Genomic DNA, 15,539 nt, shown 5'->3' on the forward strand with positions numbered 1-15,539 from the left:
ACAACTCATCCCGGATACACGCCGGCGACGAACGCACCCTTGACTGTCATCTCCCGTCCCGGCGTAGCCTGCTCGGTGTCATAGGCAACGAGAAAAGTGTCCAGCTGCAACAGTTTTGCCCAGTAGGCCTCGTAGGACGTCGTGTATTGACCCGTCAACGGAGTCCAGTACGGCAGCGGAACACCCTCGGAGACAAGGGTGACATACGCCGTCGCCCCATCCGATGAGAAGCCGACGTATACCGGATTCCGGTCGGGAGTCGGTATACGCCGCAAGATCTCGCCCGTTCGCGCATTCAGGACATACATTTCCTTGCCCATGTAATCGCAGACCCACAAAGTAGATCCGTCGGGCGTCAATGTCGCCGAAATGGGCCCACCGTCGACCGGTAGGAAAATCGTCCGCACCACCGACCAACTGCGGGTATCGACAATCGTGATGCCGGACCAGAAGTTCACCGCGTAGAGCAGATCACCGTCGGCGCTGATGGCTCCCCATCCTGGCATGAATCCGTTGAGGACGATCGGCGGTGCGAGCACTGCGCCGGTGTGGGCGTCGTACGCGGTCGCGGTGGCGGGAGAGAACACGTACATCGTGGCATCGTCGGCAGAAAGCTCCATGTGCGACGGTCCAGGCGGAAGCAGGACCGGCAGCGTCCGAACCACATCCAGCGTCTGGGTATCGATGACGCTGACCACCGACAGCCCCGTCGGAACGTACACATAGCGGCCGTCGTGCGACATCTGGATCACTGCGTAGGCCGGGCCGATCGTGGGAATTCGCTTGATCACCGTCTGCGTCGCGACGTCGATCACCGAGACGTTCCAGTTGAACGGACCGAAATTGCCGACGAACAACCGCGAGTGATCCGGCACCTCCTTGATCACCATCGAGTGATCGCCGACGTGTGGAATCTCGGTCTGCACAGCCATGGTCTCCGCGTCGACCGCGAACACCGATCCCGTGCCGTAGTTCGGAATCCAGATCGGGCCGTCAATGCCGCTGGTGCTGCCGGGAATCGACGGATTTGCCGAACTGTGCACCGGCACAGCGATAATGCCGATCGCCGCAATCACCAGCGGGACGATCATCCTCGTTCGAAAAAAGCTGATCATCAGATGCTCGGCAACCACACCGGGATCCCCGGACCGGCCGCGGTCGGCACGGTCGAGACGACTTTGTCGGTGGCGGGATCGAAGGTGATGATGCGGCCCGGCCCCAATGCGCCGATGGTGATCAGGTTCATGAAGGTGATGGATTCGCCGGGCGGGCCGGGCAGGTTCCGCGACGTGCGCCCGGAATCGGCGATGTAACCGCGAGAACCGTCCCCGCTGAACGTCATTCCGATGACGTCGCCCTCCGTCGGAATGGTGCCGAGCAACCTGTCGTCGGCGGTGTCGAAGACCAGCACCCCGTCGCCGCCGAACCGTGTCACGTACAGCTTGCGCCCGTCAGGTGAGATCTCCGAGGTGAACGCCCCTGGATTCAAGGGACTGTAGTTGCCGTCCCCGCTGGTGGTGATGACCTTGCTGAGGGACCAGCTCTTGACGTCGATGACACCGATCTGGTTGACGGTGTCGGTGTACAACTTGGCGCCGTCCTGGGTGAAGCTGTACCAGAACGGTGCCAGCCCGCCACTCCAGATCGGCGGCTTGACTGTCGCACCGGTTTTCGGGTCGTAAGCCCCGATCAGGCCCGAGGCGAAACCGACATAGATCAAGCCGCCCGGTCCGGGGAAGGCGCCGGCCGGGATATCGAGGAAGCGCAACCGACGGACGATGGTGTCGGTGGCGACATCCAGCACCTCGATGACGAAACCCATTTCCGGAATGTAGATTTCGGTGCCGTCGGCCGAGGTGAAGATGCCGAGCGCCACCGACTCGATCGGTATGGTCCGAGTAGTTCCGTTGCGGCGGTCGATGATTCCGATTGTCGGCGGGGACACCAGACTGAAATTGTCGGTGTACACCTTGGATCCGTCCGGAGTCTTCGCCAGCACGGCGGGATGCGACAGCCCGATCGGCGCCTTGATGGGTAGCCGATGGGTGATGGTTTCGGTGGCGGTGTCCAGCACCGCGACCGTGTCGTTGTCGACCTCGGGAATGAACAATTCACCGGGCGGCCCCGATTCGGTGGCCATTGCCGCAGGCGCGGCCGTCAGCATCGCGGCGCCGATGAGCACGGTGGCGATGGTGATCCGGCCGATGCCGGGGAGCCTTGGTATACGCACGCGTTGGTCCTAATCATGGGAAGGGGCAAGGGCTTTCGCGCTCTGCAGCGAGAAAGTCAGACGTTGGTGCTTGTCGGGATGTTGCTCGGCAACAGAAACTCGTACGGCTGGAAGCGATTCGGATTTCGTCGCTTGATCTCGTCCTCGGCCTTGCGCAGATTCGCCCGGAACCGCTCCAGCGGTCCGCCCGGTCCGGTGATGCGCGCATCGCCGAAAACCGGTGGGAACGGGAAGGTATTGGTGCGGTAGTCGCCGAGCGGCCGATAGTAGATGTCACCGAGCTGGTGCAGAAAGAAGAACTGCGCCAGCGTGGTGAGCATGCACGGCAGCATCTTGATCCAGTCCGCCTCGGTGTGCCCCGTGGTGTGCACCGGCGCGGGTGCTGCCGTCATGCCTGACACGAACGGGGTGTACGCCATCAGACCGGACTGCGGGAAATTGACCGACGCGTGGTAGGCGCTCGTGGTGTACACGATCATCGTCGCCACTTCCACGAGCTGGTCGACCGAGGTGATCGGCCGGAACCCGTTGATCCTTCCCGCAGTGGCGATTTCCGCGCACCAGGCGGCGAGTTCGGTATCGCCGAGCACGTCGCCGTCGTTCTGGTAGTAGACGCGGAGATAGTCGCCGACCCATTCTTCGATGGCGTCCCAGATCAGCAAGGAGTCGTCGCGGTAGGGAAAGTCCTTCAGCACCGCGGCGTTGTCCACGCCACGCCTGGCGAAGTCGCGGTGCGGCATTCGCTCGTAGAAGTCCCAGGTCTTGCGATCCTCGATAATGGTGCTGACGATGTCGCCGAGTTGCGGCGCCAAGATCAGATCCCCGAAGGTGTTCGGCGCGATGATCACTGTCGCCGCAAGCAGGTTGACCCAGATATCCCCTTCGAAATGCGGCATCAGCAGCATGCCGAGCGGGTGGTTCGGCGCCAATGTGCGATGCGTCGCGACGGTGAGCGCTTCGGAGATCAAGTGTCCTCGGCCTAGATGGGCGAGCATTTCGTGATGGTTGAAATCCGCGGTCTGCACCACAGTCTTGGCCATCTGCCAGCCCCAGAACCGGTCTCGGTCGTCCGGCTTGGGACGAACGAACATCGGTGCGGTAGCGGGATTCTGGCCGCACTGGATCGCCACGGGCTGCAGCCGACCGCCGCCAGGCGGGAGGGCGAACAGCGCTAGCGGGGCGGAGTTGTAGCCGTCTCCGGTGAGGATTTTGTACGTCGCGTGTTCGGACGCCATCCTGCCGAGCTCGGCGTAATTGGTAAGGAAAACCCGCCCCTCGGCGATCGCACGCGACAGATCGTCGGCGACTCCCATACCCTCCCGGTACTGCTCGGCAGTGACGGGGAAGTTGTCGGGGAGCGCGTCGGTCACCCGCTCGATGACGTTCGTGTTGAACCCGCCGACGCGCATGTAGGCGAACAACTCGTCGTCGTGCAGATTGTCGGCAACGTCAGGAATGGACGCGGTCTGCCAGATCGCGTTGTAGCGAGCCAGACCATCCTTGGTACCGAAATCACCGATACCTTGGTTCGCGGCAAGCAGTTCCTGCAGATTCAGCCGAAGATTTCCGATGACGGTTTGCACCTGCCGGAAGAGGTCGAGTAGCTCCCCCTGCATGATCGTGGCCTGGGCCATGTCCTCGGGCGGCGCATCGATATATGCATCACCCGGCCGGTCGCCGAGCTGGTGGTACTTGCCGTTGCCCAGCTCCCTGAATCGAGTCCGCACGCCTTCGAGCTGTTGCCGCTTCGCCAGCAACTGCAGCTTTCCGTCGGCCAGGGTGCCCGTCATCTCGCCGTTGAACATCGGTATCAGCGATCCGACAATGTCGATGCCGGTGGTGACCACCGAATCCACCACGGTGAACAGCCACTCGATGGTCGGGAACGAATCCAGCGGAACCAGGAACGCGACCGGAACACCCTGCAAGGTCGGGAACTCGTAGGTGAAGGTGTAGGACGCCTTCGACGTGACCAATGCTGCCTGCCTGATCCACGGCACGGGGTCGAACTGCGGAAGCACCGGCACCGCGGCGACCTGGGCCAGCGGGGGCGGTAACGGAATGTCCGGAAGCGGCGGCAGCGGAATGTCCGGGAGGAACGGTATCGGACCGGCCTGAGCCGGCGCGCCGGTCAGGCTCGCGCCGACTGCGGCGAGCGGGACCAGCGTGGACGCACCAAGAAGTCGGCGCCGACTGAACTGCATGTTCATCTGCCCTCTCCGTCGATCTTCGGCTGTCGTGGACAGCGGTCACGGTCGCAAACGTCCATTAGCTGAAGATTTGCTACGTGCTCGATGGTGCGGACGGCATGGAGGGCGGTCAACCTCCTTTAAGTGGTGCGCGCGGAATCCGCATGTCGAATGACGTTGTGGGATTTCCGCACGAGGATTTTTCACAGAGAGTCCCCATCGAGGGCCTCTTGATAGGAGTGGCGTTTGCCGATAGAGTGCCCAGCCTTCGCCAATGAGAAGGGTGCAGTGAGCCTTCGACCGGTGGCCCGGTGCCGACTACACCGATCGCTGGCGCCGATCCCTGCACAGTGGCGCCCTCAATGGCAGTCCGGCCGTCACCGGTCCGACAACACCGCGCGGCGGTCATCGGGCTCTCCTTCGTCAGTTCAGCAATTCCCGGACGCTGATCCATTCGCCGGGCGTCAGCGAGCGAAATTCGGGAGTCGGTGCGAGGTTGTGGTTACGCAAGAATTGGCGGACTCGTTTCACTGAACGAACCCCGGCTGGCGCGGACGCCATCCGCCAGTACCGTTGTTTATGTGCTGGCGCTGATCGAGGTATTCATTGTGGTCGCCATGATCTGCGGCGGACTTTTCTTGTTCGTCCATGTGCTGACCGAATGGTCGAGGCGGCCACGCAGCCGCCGCGGCGGCTGGCTGGGCAGCAGCGACCAGACGTGGTCGGCCGGCGAATACGGATCGGGCAACGACGGCAGCGGAAGCAGTTGCGGCGGCGGAAGCAGTTGCGGCGGCGGAAGCAGTTGCGGCGGCGGAAGTTCCTAACCGCCCCCTCATGGACCCACAGACCTCCCGTACGGTTCACAGAGCCTAGAGAGCCTGTGAACCGTATGGAGCCTCTGTGAGCCCAGTTATCCCCAAACGCGGGTTGTGCACATTGAGCTCGGTGGGGGTGGTGGTAGGTGCGGGTCGGGTCGAGGATCGGCCGCATGAACGTAACGGCGCGATGGCGTGCACTCGCGGACGGGTATACCGACCAGGAGTTGCATGGCGGAGGATGGCAGCGGGTTCGACGGGGCTATTACGTCGAATCCGGAGGTACTGCGGATCTGACTGCGGGCCAACAACATCTGCTACGGGTCGACGCGGTTGCGCAAGCTTCCAGCCCGGACGCCGTCATCAGTCACGTCTCGGCGGCCGTGGTGCACGACCTCGACCTCTGGGCCACGCCGTTGACGCGGGTACATCTCATCCGCAATCGTGCAACTGGTGGGCGCGTCAACTCTCAGCTGATGCTGCATTCGATGCAGATCGCGCCCGATGAGGTGGTGCGGGTCGGAGACCGCCGAGTCACCACCGTGGCACGGACCGTCATCGACCTGGCGAGATCGCTCCCGTTCGAACAAGCCGTCGTTGTGGGTGACAGCGCGCTTCGGCTCGGCAAGACCACCAGGGCACAGCTGGCCGAACAGCTCGCGCGTAGCTCAGGGCCCGGCACGCCCGCGGCGCGACGAGTGGTCGATTTCGTTGATGGTCGCTCGGAGAGTCCCGGTGAGTCGCGCAGCCGAGTCGGCCTGCACACCGCCCGTTTCCCTACGCCGGAACTCCAGGCCTGTGTTGTCACGCCCAATCAAAAGTTCGTTGCCAGAGTGGACTTCCTGTTCCCCGAACTGGGAGTCATCGGCGAATTCGACGGACTCGTGAAGTACCGCGATCACCTACGCAGTGGGCAGCCCCCGGAAGACGTCGTCATCGCCGAAAAGGCGCGCGAGGACGCACTCCGCGCACTCGGTTGGCTGGTCGTCCGATGGACCTGGCGCGAACTCGGCACATCGACATGGTTGATCCGCTTAGCCCGCGCCGCCGAAATCGGCCGCCCCACCCGTCGACTCGGCCACTGGTATCCGAAACCCACAGACCTTCCATACGATTCACAGAGCCCAGAACCTCTGTGAATGGCACCGAACCTCTGTGAACCCACCAGATCAGGGGACGGCGATGAGGGGTAGGTGTTGTTCGGGGACAGGGCCTTCCGTGGGCACCGTGTGCCTGGTGTCGGTGATCCAGTGCAGTTTTCCGTCGACCTCTACGGATGCGGAGACCGCCAGCGTGCGATGCGATTCGATGCGTGCACGGTCGACGCGCAGCCTGAAGCGGGCCAAGTCCTTGCCGGACAATTCCTGGCGCGCCAGCTCGATCGATGGTGCATCGGCCATGCTGACGTCGTTGAGGGTCACCGTGATGAGCGCCCGATCCGGCGGCGGCCCGCCTTCGAAGCTCAGGTCGCCTGCCACCACGAGCGGATCTACCGGATCGGCCTGCGCGGTGGGACGCGCGAGCGAGAAGGCCACCGCGCCGGCCAGCACCAGCGCCGCTGCGGCTAGGAGAAGCGATCGCGTGTTCTTCAGCATGACCAAAGATAACCGGATATTTGCCGTGTTCGGCTTGGTCGCGGGGTTCCTCATAAAGCTCTAACCACTTCTGAAGACATCGGCAGGGTGCCCGCTGCGCTACTTGTCGCCACCCTCATGGAGCCACGGCGCCGAGGTAGCCCAGAAGATAATGTTCGCGCCCAGATAGTCGTTGGCGAAATCGACGAAATCTTGCCTCGTGTAAGGCTTTCCGGTGAGCGGATTGGTGTAGTCGAAGTCCGGCTCCTGGACAGCCACTGCCACTGGGCTCAGCTGCCCTCGGTACTGATGGAAGAACCGGTACCCGTTCTCCATGTGCGCCTTGTTGTTCGGAACCAGGTCCGGTCCGCCGACCCCGACACCGTGATCCTTAGCGAACGCGAATGAGCGTTCCAGATAACCGTTTTCGTTGTTCCAATCACACGGCCAGAAGTTGATGTACTGCACGACGGCGCTAGTTCGGAATACGCTCTTCGCGTAAGCCAGGTTCGCCATCTCAGCGTTGAAGTACGCGTCACAGGTGAAGCCCGACTTGCGCTGTTCCGCGTCGATATCGATGTCGATCGCGGTCTCCGGAAGGTTGACGCCGGCGATCCGACCGTCGAACCGCTCCGCCAACGCCTTCAGCAGCTGCTGAAACCGCTGCTGTACGTTCGTGTTCCATTGCATCGCGACGGAGCCGGGCGGGCCGGGGTTCGGCCCATTGTCGTTGGTCTGCACGGCGACCCCGCCCCCGTATTCCGGATCGTTCAGCACATACTTGGGCAGCCGTGTCGGCGGCTCGAAGAACCGATCCTGGATCTGGATAAACAACTTCTTCCCCAGCGGCTCGACCTGCCCCAATACCTCGTCGACAGCCGAGAAGTCGTACCGATCCTTTTCTCGCTCCATCATCGCCCACGGCACCACGACCTGCACCCCGTCGATGTCGGGCCGGCCGAGCAACGGCTTGGCGGCGGTGTCGAATTCTCCGATAGACGTGTACAGATAGTTCACCGCCCGGTCCTGCGACCGGGCCGGTGCTGAGGCCGCCTCTCCCCCACTACAGCCCACCACCCCAGCACCAACCAGCGCAGCGACCGCGCCAGCAATCAGCCCCCGAATCGCTAGCGCCGCACAGCGATTCCGCGACAACTCCCGACCGCTCACCGATCGCGATGTGCGCCCTACCGAGGTGCCGACTCGCGACACCGAACAACCATCTTCCGAACCTGACCTATGCATGTCGGCCACCATGGCCAACCCGCATTAAAGAAAAATGAGAGCCCCCGCCACCTCACAGGCTCACCGAGGATGAGCGGTCAAGCTTGAAAGCCGTACTGGAGCGGCGCATCCCCTATATCGTGCCCGATTCGCCTACGCGCTTCCCGCACCAGCGGACTCACGTAGAACATCTCGTCAGGATCGGATGTGCCCAGGCACGCCCAGTATTCGAGCCTCTCGGCAATCCCTGGCGCTTTGGTGGCCTCCCAGACCGCAACCAAAGTTTCGACCAGCGGCTCGGTCTTGTCAGGCAGATCGTCGTTGGCCGACTCGAGCACCAGATCCAGCAGCCAGAAGCTCAGCTCCCAATCCCGCTTGTTCACATTCAGCAGTCGGAGCGAGGCGAAACCGAAACCGCGACAACCTATCTCGCCCCCTCAGGGTGCGTCCCCCGGAGCGCCACGCCTGTTGCAGCACTCGCATTCAGCCACTGCCGCGGCAAGGTCAATTCGGGTGACGGTGAGCGGAGTCGACCTGTTGTTCGGTGCCGTGGCTTGCCGCTGTGGCGATTGTGGTTGCGGCGGCGCGCTCGGCGTCCTCGACGGTGGATCGGCCGAGTCCACATGCGGTGGCTACGCCGGATGCGGTCCGGCCGAGGGCTTGCTCGAACAGATGCAGGCTCCTGATGCTGTCTTCGGGGTCGGTTGCGGCAGCGACACCGGCGATGACCTGCCACTCAGGGTTCAGTCGCCGAAGGGGTTGGTAGAAGCGAGGATTCAGCGGGGCCGGATGAGCGCCGTACGCGCACGGAATGTGGGCGGGTGGCAGCGGAACGTCGCGTTTGCGGAGGATCCGGGCTAGCGCGTTCAGCAATGCCACCGAGGGTGCTAGTGACCGTGGCGCGAGCAATTCTTGGTGCCGGTGGTCGCCGTAGCACAGGTGCAGGATTGTGCGGGCGCCGATTTCGTGGGCGTCGGCGAGGAACCCCGCCAAGTGCCAGGCGACCATGCGCGCGACGAGTGCCTGGGTGCCGAGACTGGCGGCTTTCACGACAGCGAGTTGTGCGATCGGCGACTCCACTTGAAAGACGAGAGTGTCACCATGGGCTCCGATGAGTTGGGACATTTCGTCGAGTACCGCTTCGGTGAACACCGGCAGGGCGTGTATTGCCGGGAGTATGGAGCCGAAGTGTCGTAGTGCCCGCCCGAGCGGGAGGCCGTCGGTGACGGCCGCTCCGCCGAAAACGAACGCGGCCAGATCCAGTGGGTTCGGTTGGCTGATCTGAAGTCTGGCGTTCGCTGTCTGCGGGCATTGCTGCCGGAGTTCGTGGAAGGCAGCGGCGATCTCGTCGATGCGCTGCCGCCGGTGCATGGCGACGTGCTGGGGTTGCAGTGTCCGGCCTGGCCGGATGCGATAGGACCGCATGTCGGAGTAATCGGCGTACTGGCCGGGGCGGGCGACAGTGAATGCATCGTCGAACTCGATCCGATCCTGTAGGTATTCGACCACCCAGTTCGGGTCGAGATCACATGGTATGGACCGCAATTCGAGACCGCGGCTGCGCTGGGCGAACCACTGCATCGTCTCGGTGTCGGAGGTGATCACGGCGGGCGGCAGACTACCGACGAAATGGGCGTACCTATTCATCGCCGTCTCGCCGTCGATCGGCGAACCACGGGTGATCGGGCAGGTCCGCGCCTGCACTGGGACTGCTGCGTACTCACGTGGCGACTCCAGACTGTTCGGTCGCTTCGTGATATATCACGTATTTCGATACAGCTGCGCCCTACCGTTTTCCACCCTCGAGAAGAGTCGTCGATCAGACGACGCGCCGAGCAAATCGTGATCGCCGAACGCCCTGGTGACGCATAGCAATAGGTCGGCGACCAGAGACGCGCCGAGCAAGGCGTACATTTGTGCTGGTGAAGGGCTCCGCAGAAATCTTCCGGCGGATCGGGCAACACGTGAGCGATCTGGCCGAGCAGGAGGTGCGTGGACTGAGGGACGGGTTGAACGAGATCTCGACCAAGGTCGATGACATGGTGCGGACCACACACGGCGACGACGAGCATGCCGGGCAGCAAATGACGGCCGCGGTGAGCGGCCGCGCTACGGCCGACCTCCCACGCACCGCTCAGCAGCATCCCGACCATTCCCCGTCGAGCGCCGAGCCCATCATCGACCTGGATGCGCGCGCAGGGGACACGACCGCCGCATCCGACCCGACCCGGGCCGCGGGATCGCATCAACCGGACCAGCCGACACTCGACGCCGATGCGGACGATGACTGGCGTCGCAACCCGATGACACTGGATCTGGATGAACCTCTCCGATGGATCACCGATGTGCCGAGCACGAACCGGGGTCAACGCGATTTCACCTTCACACCCAATAAGATCGACGACGACGCAGTCGAATACCTGGGCTACAACCACTGCCACTTCCTGTCGGCAGCGATCCACCGTCTCACCGGCTGGGACATCGTGTCGATCGACCAGCTGCGCGACGGGAAGCCGAATTCGGTGCACAGCGCCGTACTTACGCCGGAAGGCGAACTACTCGACGTCTTCGGCCGTGCCGATGTAGAAACCGCGACGGCGGAGTTGGGCGCTGATTCCCACCGCGTCGTAGCAGTAGGCGACATGCCAGGCGACGTCGTGATCGGAGTCGATCATTTGCGCGGCGACCCTATATGGTGGGCCACTGCGAACCAACGACAAGTCGTCGAAGTAGTCAGCCATTTCGCCCGCTGCGTCCTACGTGAAAACGGCTATGGCGACCTTGTCGACTGAACGCTGGTTCTGACATATAGGGCGTGGGTTTGCGATATGGGATCTGTGCGGATCTCGTTGCTTGCCGAGGTGCATCGCATCCGGGGTGGACTGCGATCCGACCGGCTCGCTGTCGCGAACGGCGTCGCCGACGTGCTCGACCTGCTACTCGCCACCGGGTGCCGTATTGGCGAGGCAATGGCCTGTCCAGGCTGTCCACCAGGGGTGTGTGGGGCTGCTGGGGCTCGAACCCACGACCAACCAAGGGACAATTATGAGTCCACGGCTCTAACCGACTGAGCTACCGCCCCCGAAACCCCTCGCGCCGCAACACGACTCCGCGACAACTCCCGACCGCTTCCTGATCGCGTCGTGCACACCGGCGTGCCGACTCTCGGCACCAAGTAACCATCTTCTGAACCTGAACTATGCATGTCGGCCAACATGACCCACCCGCACTAAGGAAATATGAGACGGCATACACAGGTCTGCCGCCGGTCCAAGATGCCGCCCGCCACCACGAGCGGTTCGCCCACGCCAGTAGCGGCTGGTAGCGAAGCTAATATCGTGTGGGCGTGCGCGGCGACAAGAGTGAGACTGATCGGAATGAGGGTAGTGGCGAAGCCTCTTCCCCACGAACCCTCTTCGTGAGCAGGCTCGCGGAACTCTGGGAGGCCGCAGGCAATCCCACACTGCAGCGGGTCGCGATAGCAACCGAGACACGGATGAAGGCCGCCCGCACACCGGTACAGAGCCACCGTTCATTGATGCAGCGCATCAGCGACTGGCGGACGGGCCGCAATGTGCCCTCCCGATTCGAATCGTTGGAGCCGGTGCTGGTGACGTTGATCGGGCTGGCCAGACAAACATCTGCGCCCGTTCCGTCAGACCTGACGAACCGGTCGGCCTGGCGGCGCTTGTGGAAGACGGCAATCGCCCAGCCGGTGCGCCCGACCGTGGTGACCTCATTGCGACGCGATATCCCGACGCTCATCGGACGTGAAGCCGAGGTGCAGCGAATCCTGGATGCAGCGCAGCCGAATCGGGTGGTGTCCATCCACACTGTCGACGGCATGCCCGGCGTCGGGAAAACCGCTCTGGTCATCCGGGCGGCACATCTGCTGTCCGACCGGTTTCCCGACGGCAGGTTCTTCGTCGAACTGAATTCGCACACACCCGGACAGGTGCCCGCAGATCCCGCCGACGTGCTGTTCACACTGCTCACCGGCCTCGGCATCGCACCTGGTCACATTCCGGACTCCCGGGACGCCCGGCGTGACCTCTGGCGCGATCGCCTTGCCACCAAGCGAGTGCTGCTTGTCCTCGACGACGCCCGAGATCACCATCAAATCGAACCGTTGCTCCCCGCCGGACCCGAATGCCTCACGTTGATCACCAGCCGCCGCAGACTCGTCGCCTTGGACAGCGCCCTCCCGCTACCGCTGGACACCCTCGACCCCGGAAGTGCCATCGATCTGTTCTACCGATTGGCGCAACGAAACCCGCACAAAGACGACCGCGCGGCTGTCGCCGCCATCGTCCGATCGTGTGGATACCTGCCGCTGGCGATCGTGCTGCTTGCCGGTCGGCTCGCCCATCGCCCGGCCTGGACACTCACCGGCTTAGCCGAGGAGTTCACCGCCGCCCAGGATCGGCTCGCCGAACTCGACACAGGTCAGCGCGCAGTTCGTGCCGCGTTCACCGCCTCGTACGAAGGCCTGCCGCCTGAACGGCAGCGATTGTTCCGCAGGCTGGGTCTGCATCCCGGCCCAGATTTCGATGCCTACGCCGTCGCCGCGTTGAACGGCATCTCGCTCCCCGAGGCCCGATCCGAACTCGACGCTCTCTACACCGACCATCTCGTCGAGGAGACGATATTCGGCCGCTATTGCCTGCACGATTTGGTCCGCGAATATGCGGGCACCCTAGCCGCTGCGGCGCCTGACGATGGCACCGAGCCGGTGCGGCGATTACTTGACTACTACTGCCACACCGCCGCTGCTGCGGACCGATCGCTGATCCCAAAGGGACGCCCCGGCGACGAAACCCACACCGCCCACGTGACCGACGCATTGGTGCAGGAATTCGACGACGAGACGCAAGCCCTGGCGTGGATGCGTGCCGAGCGAGCCAACCTATTCGCCTGCGTCGAGTACACCGCAGACCACGATCCTGCGCGGATGGTCAGGCTGACCGCGGTGCTTTCGGCGTTGATGGAACGCGATGGGCCCTGGTCATCGACCCTGCGACTACACCAACGCGCCGCCGAAGCCGCGGACCGGCTCGGCGATCGTCTCGGCCGCGCCGACGCTCTCTACAACCTCAGCATCGTCTATTGGGCGGCAGGGAAGTTCGAGCAATCCGCAGACATGTTCCGGCAGTCCCTCGTCCTGTTCCGAGAGACCGGCTACACCCTCGGCGAAGCCGACACCCTAGCCAAACTCGGCGGCTTACACCGATACTCCGGTGAATATGCGCAGTCCGCCGACCTACTGCGGCAGGCCAACGCCCGGTACCGAGAGATCGGCCACACCCTCGGCGAAGCCGACACCTTGGTCAGACTCGGCAGCATCCATCGCGACATCGGCGACTATGGGCAGGCCGTGGACCTATTCCGCCGAGCGCTGATCCTGTTCCGAGAGACCGGCTACCGTCTTGGCACCGCAGGCACGCTCGGCTTGCTCGGCACCGTGCAGTGCGCGACCGGAGACTACAAACAAGCCGCAGGCTCGCTGCTACGGGCTGTGTCGCTGTTCCGCGAAATCGGGCACCGCATGGGCGAAGCCACCACCCTCAACCATCTCGCGACATTGCATCGGGAAATCGCCGACCACGGGCAGGCGGCAAGTCTGGCCAAGCAGGCCCTGACCTTGCAGCAGGAGGTGGGGTTTCGCCTCGGTGAGGCCGAGGCACTGGCCAACCTGGGTGCCATCTGCCGAGAAGTCGGCGATTACGATCAGGCTGCCGACCTCTCCCGGCAAGCCCTCGGCATGTTCCGGGAGATCGGCTACCGCCTCAAGGAGACCGAGGCGCTCACCAACACCGCGAAAGTGCTGTCGATGTCGGGCAATTCGGATGCGGCGTTGCCAATGTTCACCGCCGCGTTGACCCTAGCCCTCGACATCGGCAGCCGAATCGAGCAGGCCCGCGCCGTGGAGGGCATCGCCCGCTGCCACGCCGCTCTCGACGACACCGCCACCGCTATGACCCACCTCCGCAATGCCATCGACATATATCGCAGTATCGGCGCGGCCGAAACCGATGCCGCGACAACCTATCTCGCCACCCTCGAGGCCATGCCGATGGAATCCGCGAAATCGGCTCCCACACAACGGCTCTGAAAGCTGGAGACGCCGCTGATCCCCTCCACCTGCGGCGCCTCGACCACCAGCTCCGAAGCCTCGTGGATGGCATCGCAATCATCACCCGAGAAACAGAAGCGGCACCAAGCCGGATCTGTCGCTCACCTGGGAAGCGGCAGGTCAGTACCTATGGATCGAAATTCCGGTCCGGAGAACACCGGACGCCGATAGTGCCTGCGCGCCTGTCCCCAAGGAACACCACTCATCGGTTGTCTGGCCTGATCGCCCTCCACCGTCGTCGGGGTGGGACGTCCCGGATTTCGCCTTGCAGCGCAGATTGGGGGCGGGCAATGATCGTTACCGATTGGACGGGTGTTGAGGTAAGTGCGCTCTGGCGCGTCGCTCTACGACTGACACAGGAAGAGTTCGCGGAACGGATCGGCTATGCGCCGGTGACTGTTCGAAGATGGCAGCACACCACGTCGACCCGCCCTGTACGTGGGAAGCCGGCTCAAGACCTGGACACAGAGCTTGCCAGGCTGAACGACGATCAGGCGGAGCGGTTTTGGGTCGCTGTGGGCGCAGCGCGAGGTGAGATTTCAAGGCATCCTGGCGAATACGAGGCCGACGAGAACTGGCGGTGGACGCGGACATGCATCCACTCGCACGGCGCTGTTACTCCGATGCCATGGGGCTGGCGAGCGAAGCGGACAACCCCGATCTCACCGCACATGTGTGCCTGTACACCGCTAACCAATCGATCGCTCTTAGTCGTGTCGGTCAAGCAAGCCCGTACAACGCGTTGAAGCTGATCAATCGGGCGCGTGACCTCATGCGTGGTCGACCGCCCGGTCGCATCCATACATTGATTGCCGTACGGCAGGCACAGGCCGCCAGTTTGCTCGGCGACCGGAACGCATTTGGGCGTGCGATCGCCACAGCATGGCGCGAGGTAGAACAGGCGATTGAGTACCAGCCGCTGGAAGAATGTCCCACCTGGCTGCAATCTGTGAATCACGCCGAGGTACGTGGTCATGAAGCCCGCGGTTACGGGACCATCGGTGAGTTCGGCAAGGCGGTAGACCTCTTGGAGAGGGCTGCCGGTGAGCAAACAATGGTCCGAAATGCTTTGAATACGAGGGCTTGCCTGGCCTCTGCTCGTGTGGCGGCCGGAGATGTGAGTGGCGGAGTAACCGAGGCCGAGCCGATCCTGATCGAGCTGGACAATGCCGTGTCATCGCCGCGCACCCTCAGGGTTCTGTTGCCGGTAAGACGCGCTGTTGAGGGCCTGCATGGTGCAGCTGAGTTTCGCCGTAAGTTCGACGTCCTGGCACAGCTGGCGGTCACTGCGTGAACGGCCATAGTGAGTACGGGTTTCAGCATCTCGACGCCGAGCAGGCTCGACAACTGCGCGCGATCGTCGAGGATATCTAC

At 63.3% G+C, this 15,539-nt stretch carries 12 protein-coding genes; 5 read left to right on the forward strand and 7 right to left on the reverse strand.

The window, feature by feature from the left end:
- Positions 1-5 precede the first annotated feature (5 nt).
- Genes ACGFNJ_RS11705 through ACGFNJ_RS11715 form a run of 3 tightly spaced genes read right to left on the reverse strand, consistent with a single transcriptional unit; the run spans position 6 to position 4,440 of the window.
- The gene (locus ACGFNJ_RS11705; protein WP_393446244.1) at positions 6-1,115 is read right to left on the reverse strand and encodes a hypothetical protein; all 1,110 of its coding nucleotides are present in this window, start codon (positions 1,113-1,115) and stop codon (positions 6-8) included.
- Positions 1,115-2,230: a YncE family protein gene (locus tag ACGFNJ_RS11710; RefSeq protein WP_393446246.1), complete on the reverse strand. Its 1,116-nt coding sequence runs from the start codon at positions 2,228-2,230 to the stop codon at positions 1,115-1,117. The genes ACGFNJ_RS11705 and ACGFNJ_RS11710 overlap by 1 nt, the downstream gene beginning before the upstream one ends.
- Positions 2,231-2,286: 56 nt before the next feature.
- Complete coding sequence (locus tag ACGFNJ_RS11715) at positions 2,287-4,440, reverse strand: lipoxygenase family protein (protein ID WP_393446248.1); 2,154 nt, start codon at positions 4,438-4,440, stop codon at positions 2,287-2,289.
- A gap of 560 nt (positions 4,441-5,000) precedes the next feature.
- Between ACGFNJ_RS11715 and ACGFNJ_RS11720 the strand changes: the two genes are divergently transcribed.
- Both ACGFNJ_RS11720 and ACGFNJ_RS11725 read left to right on the forward strand, forming a co-directional pair.
- Positions 5,001-5,243 carry a hypothetical protein gene (locus ACGFNJ_RS11720; protein WP_393446250.1) on the forward strand — a complete coding sequence of 81 codons (243 nt, stop codon included), beginning with the start codon at positions 5,001-5,003 and terminating at the stop codon, positions 5,241-5,243.
- Between the two features lie 164 nt (positions 5,244-5,407).
- Positions 5,408-6,373, forward strand: coding sequence for a hypothetical protein (locus tag ACGFNJ_RS11725; protein WP_393446252.1), 966 nt, complete (start codon positions 5,408-5,410; stop codon positions 6,371-6,373).
- Positions 6,374-6,403: 30 nt separating this feature from the next.
- On the opposite strand, the gene ACGFNJ_RS11730 is transcribed toward ACGFNJ_RS11725, so the two are convergent.
- From ACGFNJ_RS11730 to ACGFNJ_RS11745, 4 genes are all read right to left on the reverse strand, one after another.
- On the reverse strand, positions 6,404-6,829 hold the full coding sequence (locus ACGFNJ_RS11730) for a YbaY family lipoprotein (RefSeq protein WP_393446254.1): 426 nt from the start codon (positions 6,827-6,829) through the stop codon (positions 6,404-6,406).
- 99 nt (positions 6,830-6,928) lie between these two features.
- Positions 6,929-7,825 carry a hypothetical protein gene (locus tag ACGFNJ_RS11735; protein WP_393446256.1) on the reverse strand — a complete coding sequence of 299 codons (897 nt, stop codon included), beginning with the start codon at positions 7,823-7,825 and terminating at the stop codon, positions 6,929-6,931.
- Between the two features lie 305 nt (positions 7,826-8,130).
- A complete protein-coding gene (locus ACGFNJ_RS11740) occupies positions 8,131-8,415 on the reverse strand; it encodes a hypothetical protein (protein WP_393446258.1) in 285 nt (94 codons plus the stop codon).
- Between the two features lie 121 nt (positions 8,416-8,536).
- Complete coding sequence (locus tag ACGFNJ_RS11745; RefSeq protein ID WP_393446260.1) at positions 8,537-9,679, reverse strand: hypothetical protein; 1,143 nt, start codon at positions 9,677-9,679, stop codon at positions 8,537-8,539.
- 275 nt (positions 9,680-9,954) lie between these two features.
- On the opposite strand from ACGFNJ_RS11745, the gene ACGFNJ_RS11750 reads away from it, so the two are divergent.
- The 3 genes from ACGFNJ_RS11750 (at position 9,955) to ACGFNJ_RS11760 (ending at position 15,459) form a co-directional block, all read left to right on the forward strand.
- A complete protein-coding gene (locus tag ACGFNJ_RS11750) occupies positions 9,955-10,824 on the forward strand; it encodes a hypothetical protein (RefSeq protein ID WP_393446262.1) in 870 nt (289 codons plus the stop codon).
- A 626-nt stretch (positions 10,825-11,450) separates the two neighbouring features.
- The gene (locus ACGFNJ_RS11755) at positions 11,451-14,144 is read left to right on the forward strand and encodes an ATP-binding protein (protein ID WP_393446264.1); all 2,694 of its coding nucleotides are present in this window, start codon (positions 11,451-11,453) and stop codon (positions 14,142-14,144) included.
- A 601-nt stretch (positions 14,145-14,745) separates the two neighbouring features.
- On the forward strand, positions 14,746-15,459 hold the full coding sequence (locus ACGFNJ_RS11760) for a hypothetical protein (protein ID WP_393446266.1): 714 nt from the start codon (positions 14,746-14,748) through the stop codon (positions 15,457-15,459).
- The last annotated feature ends 80 nt before the right edge of the window (positions 15,460-15,539 follow it).

The sequence above is a fragment of the Nocardia sp. NPDC049149 genome, from assembly GCF_043197455.1.
Classification (GTDB): domain Bacteria; phylum Actinomycetota; class Actinomycetes; order Mycobacteriales; family Mycobacteriaceae; genus Nocardia.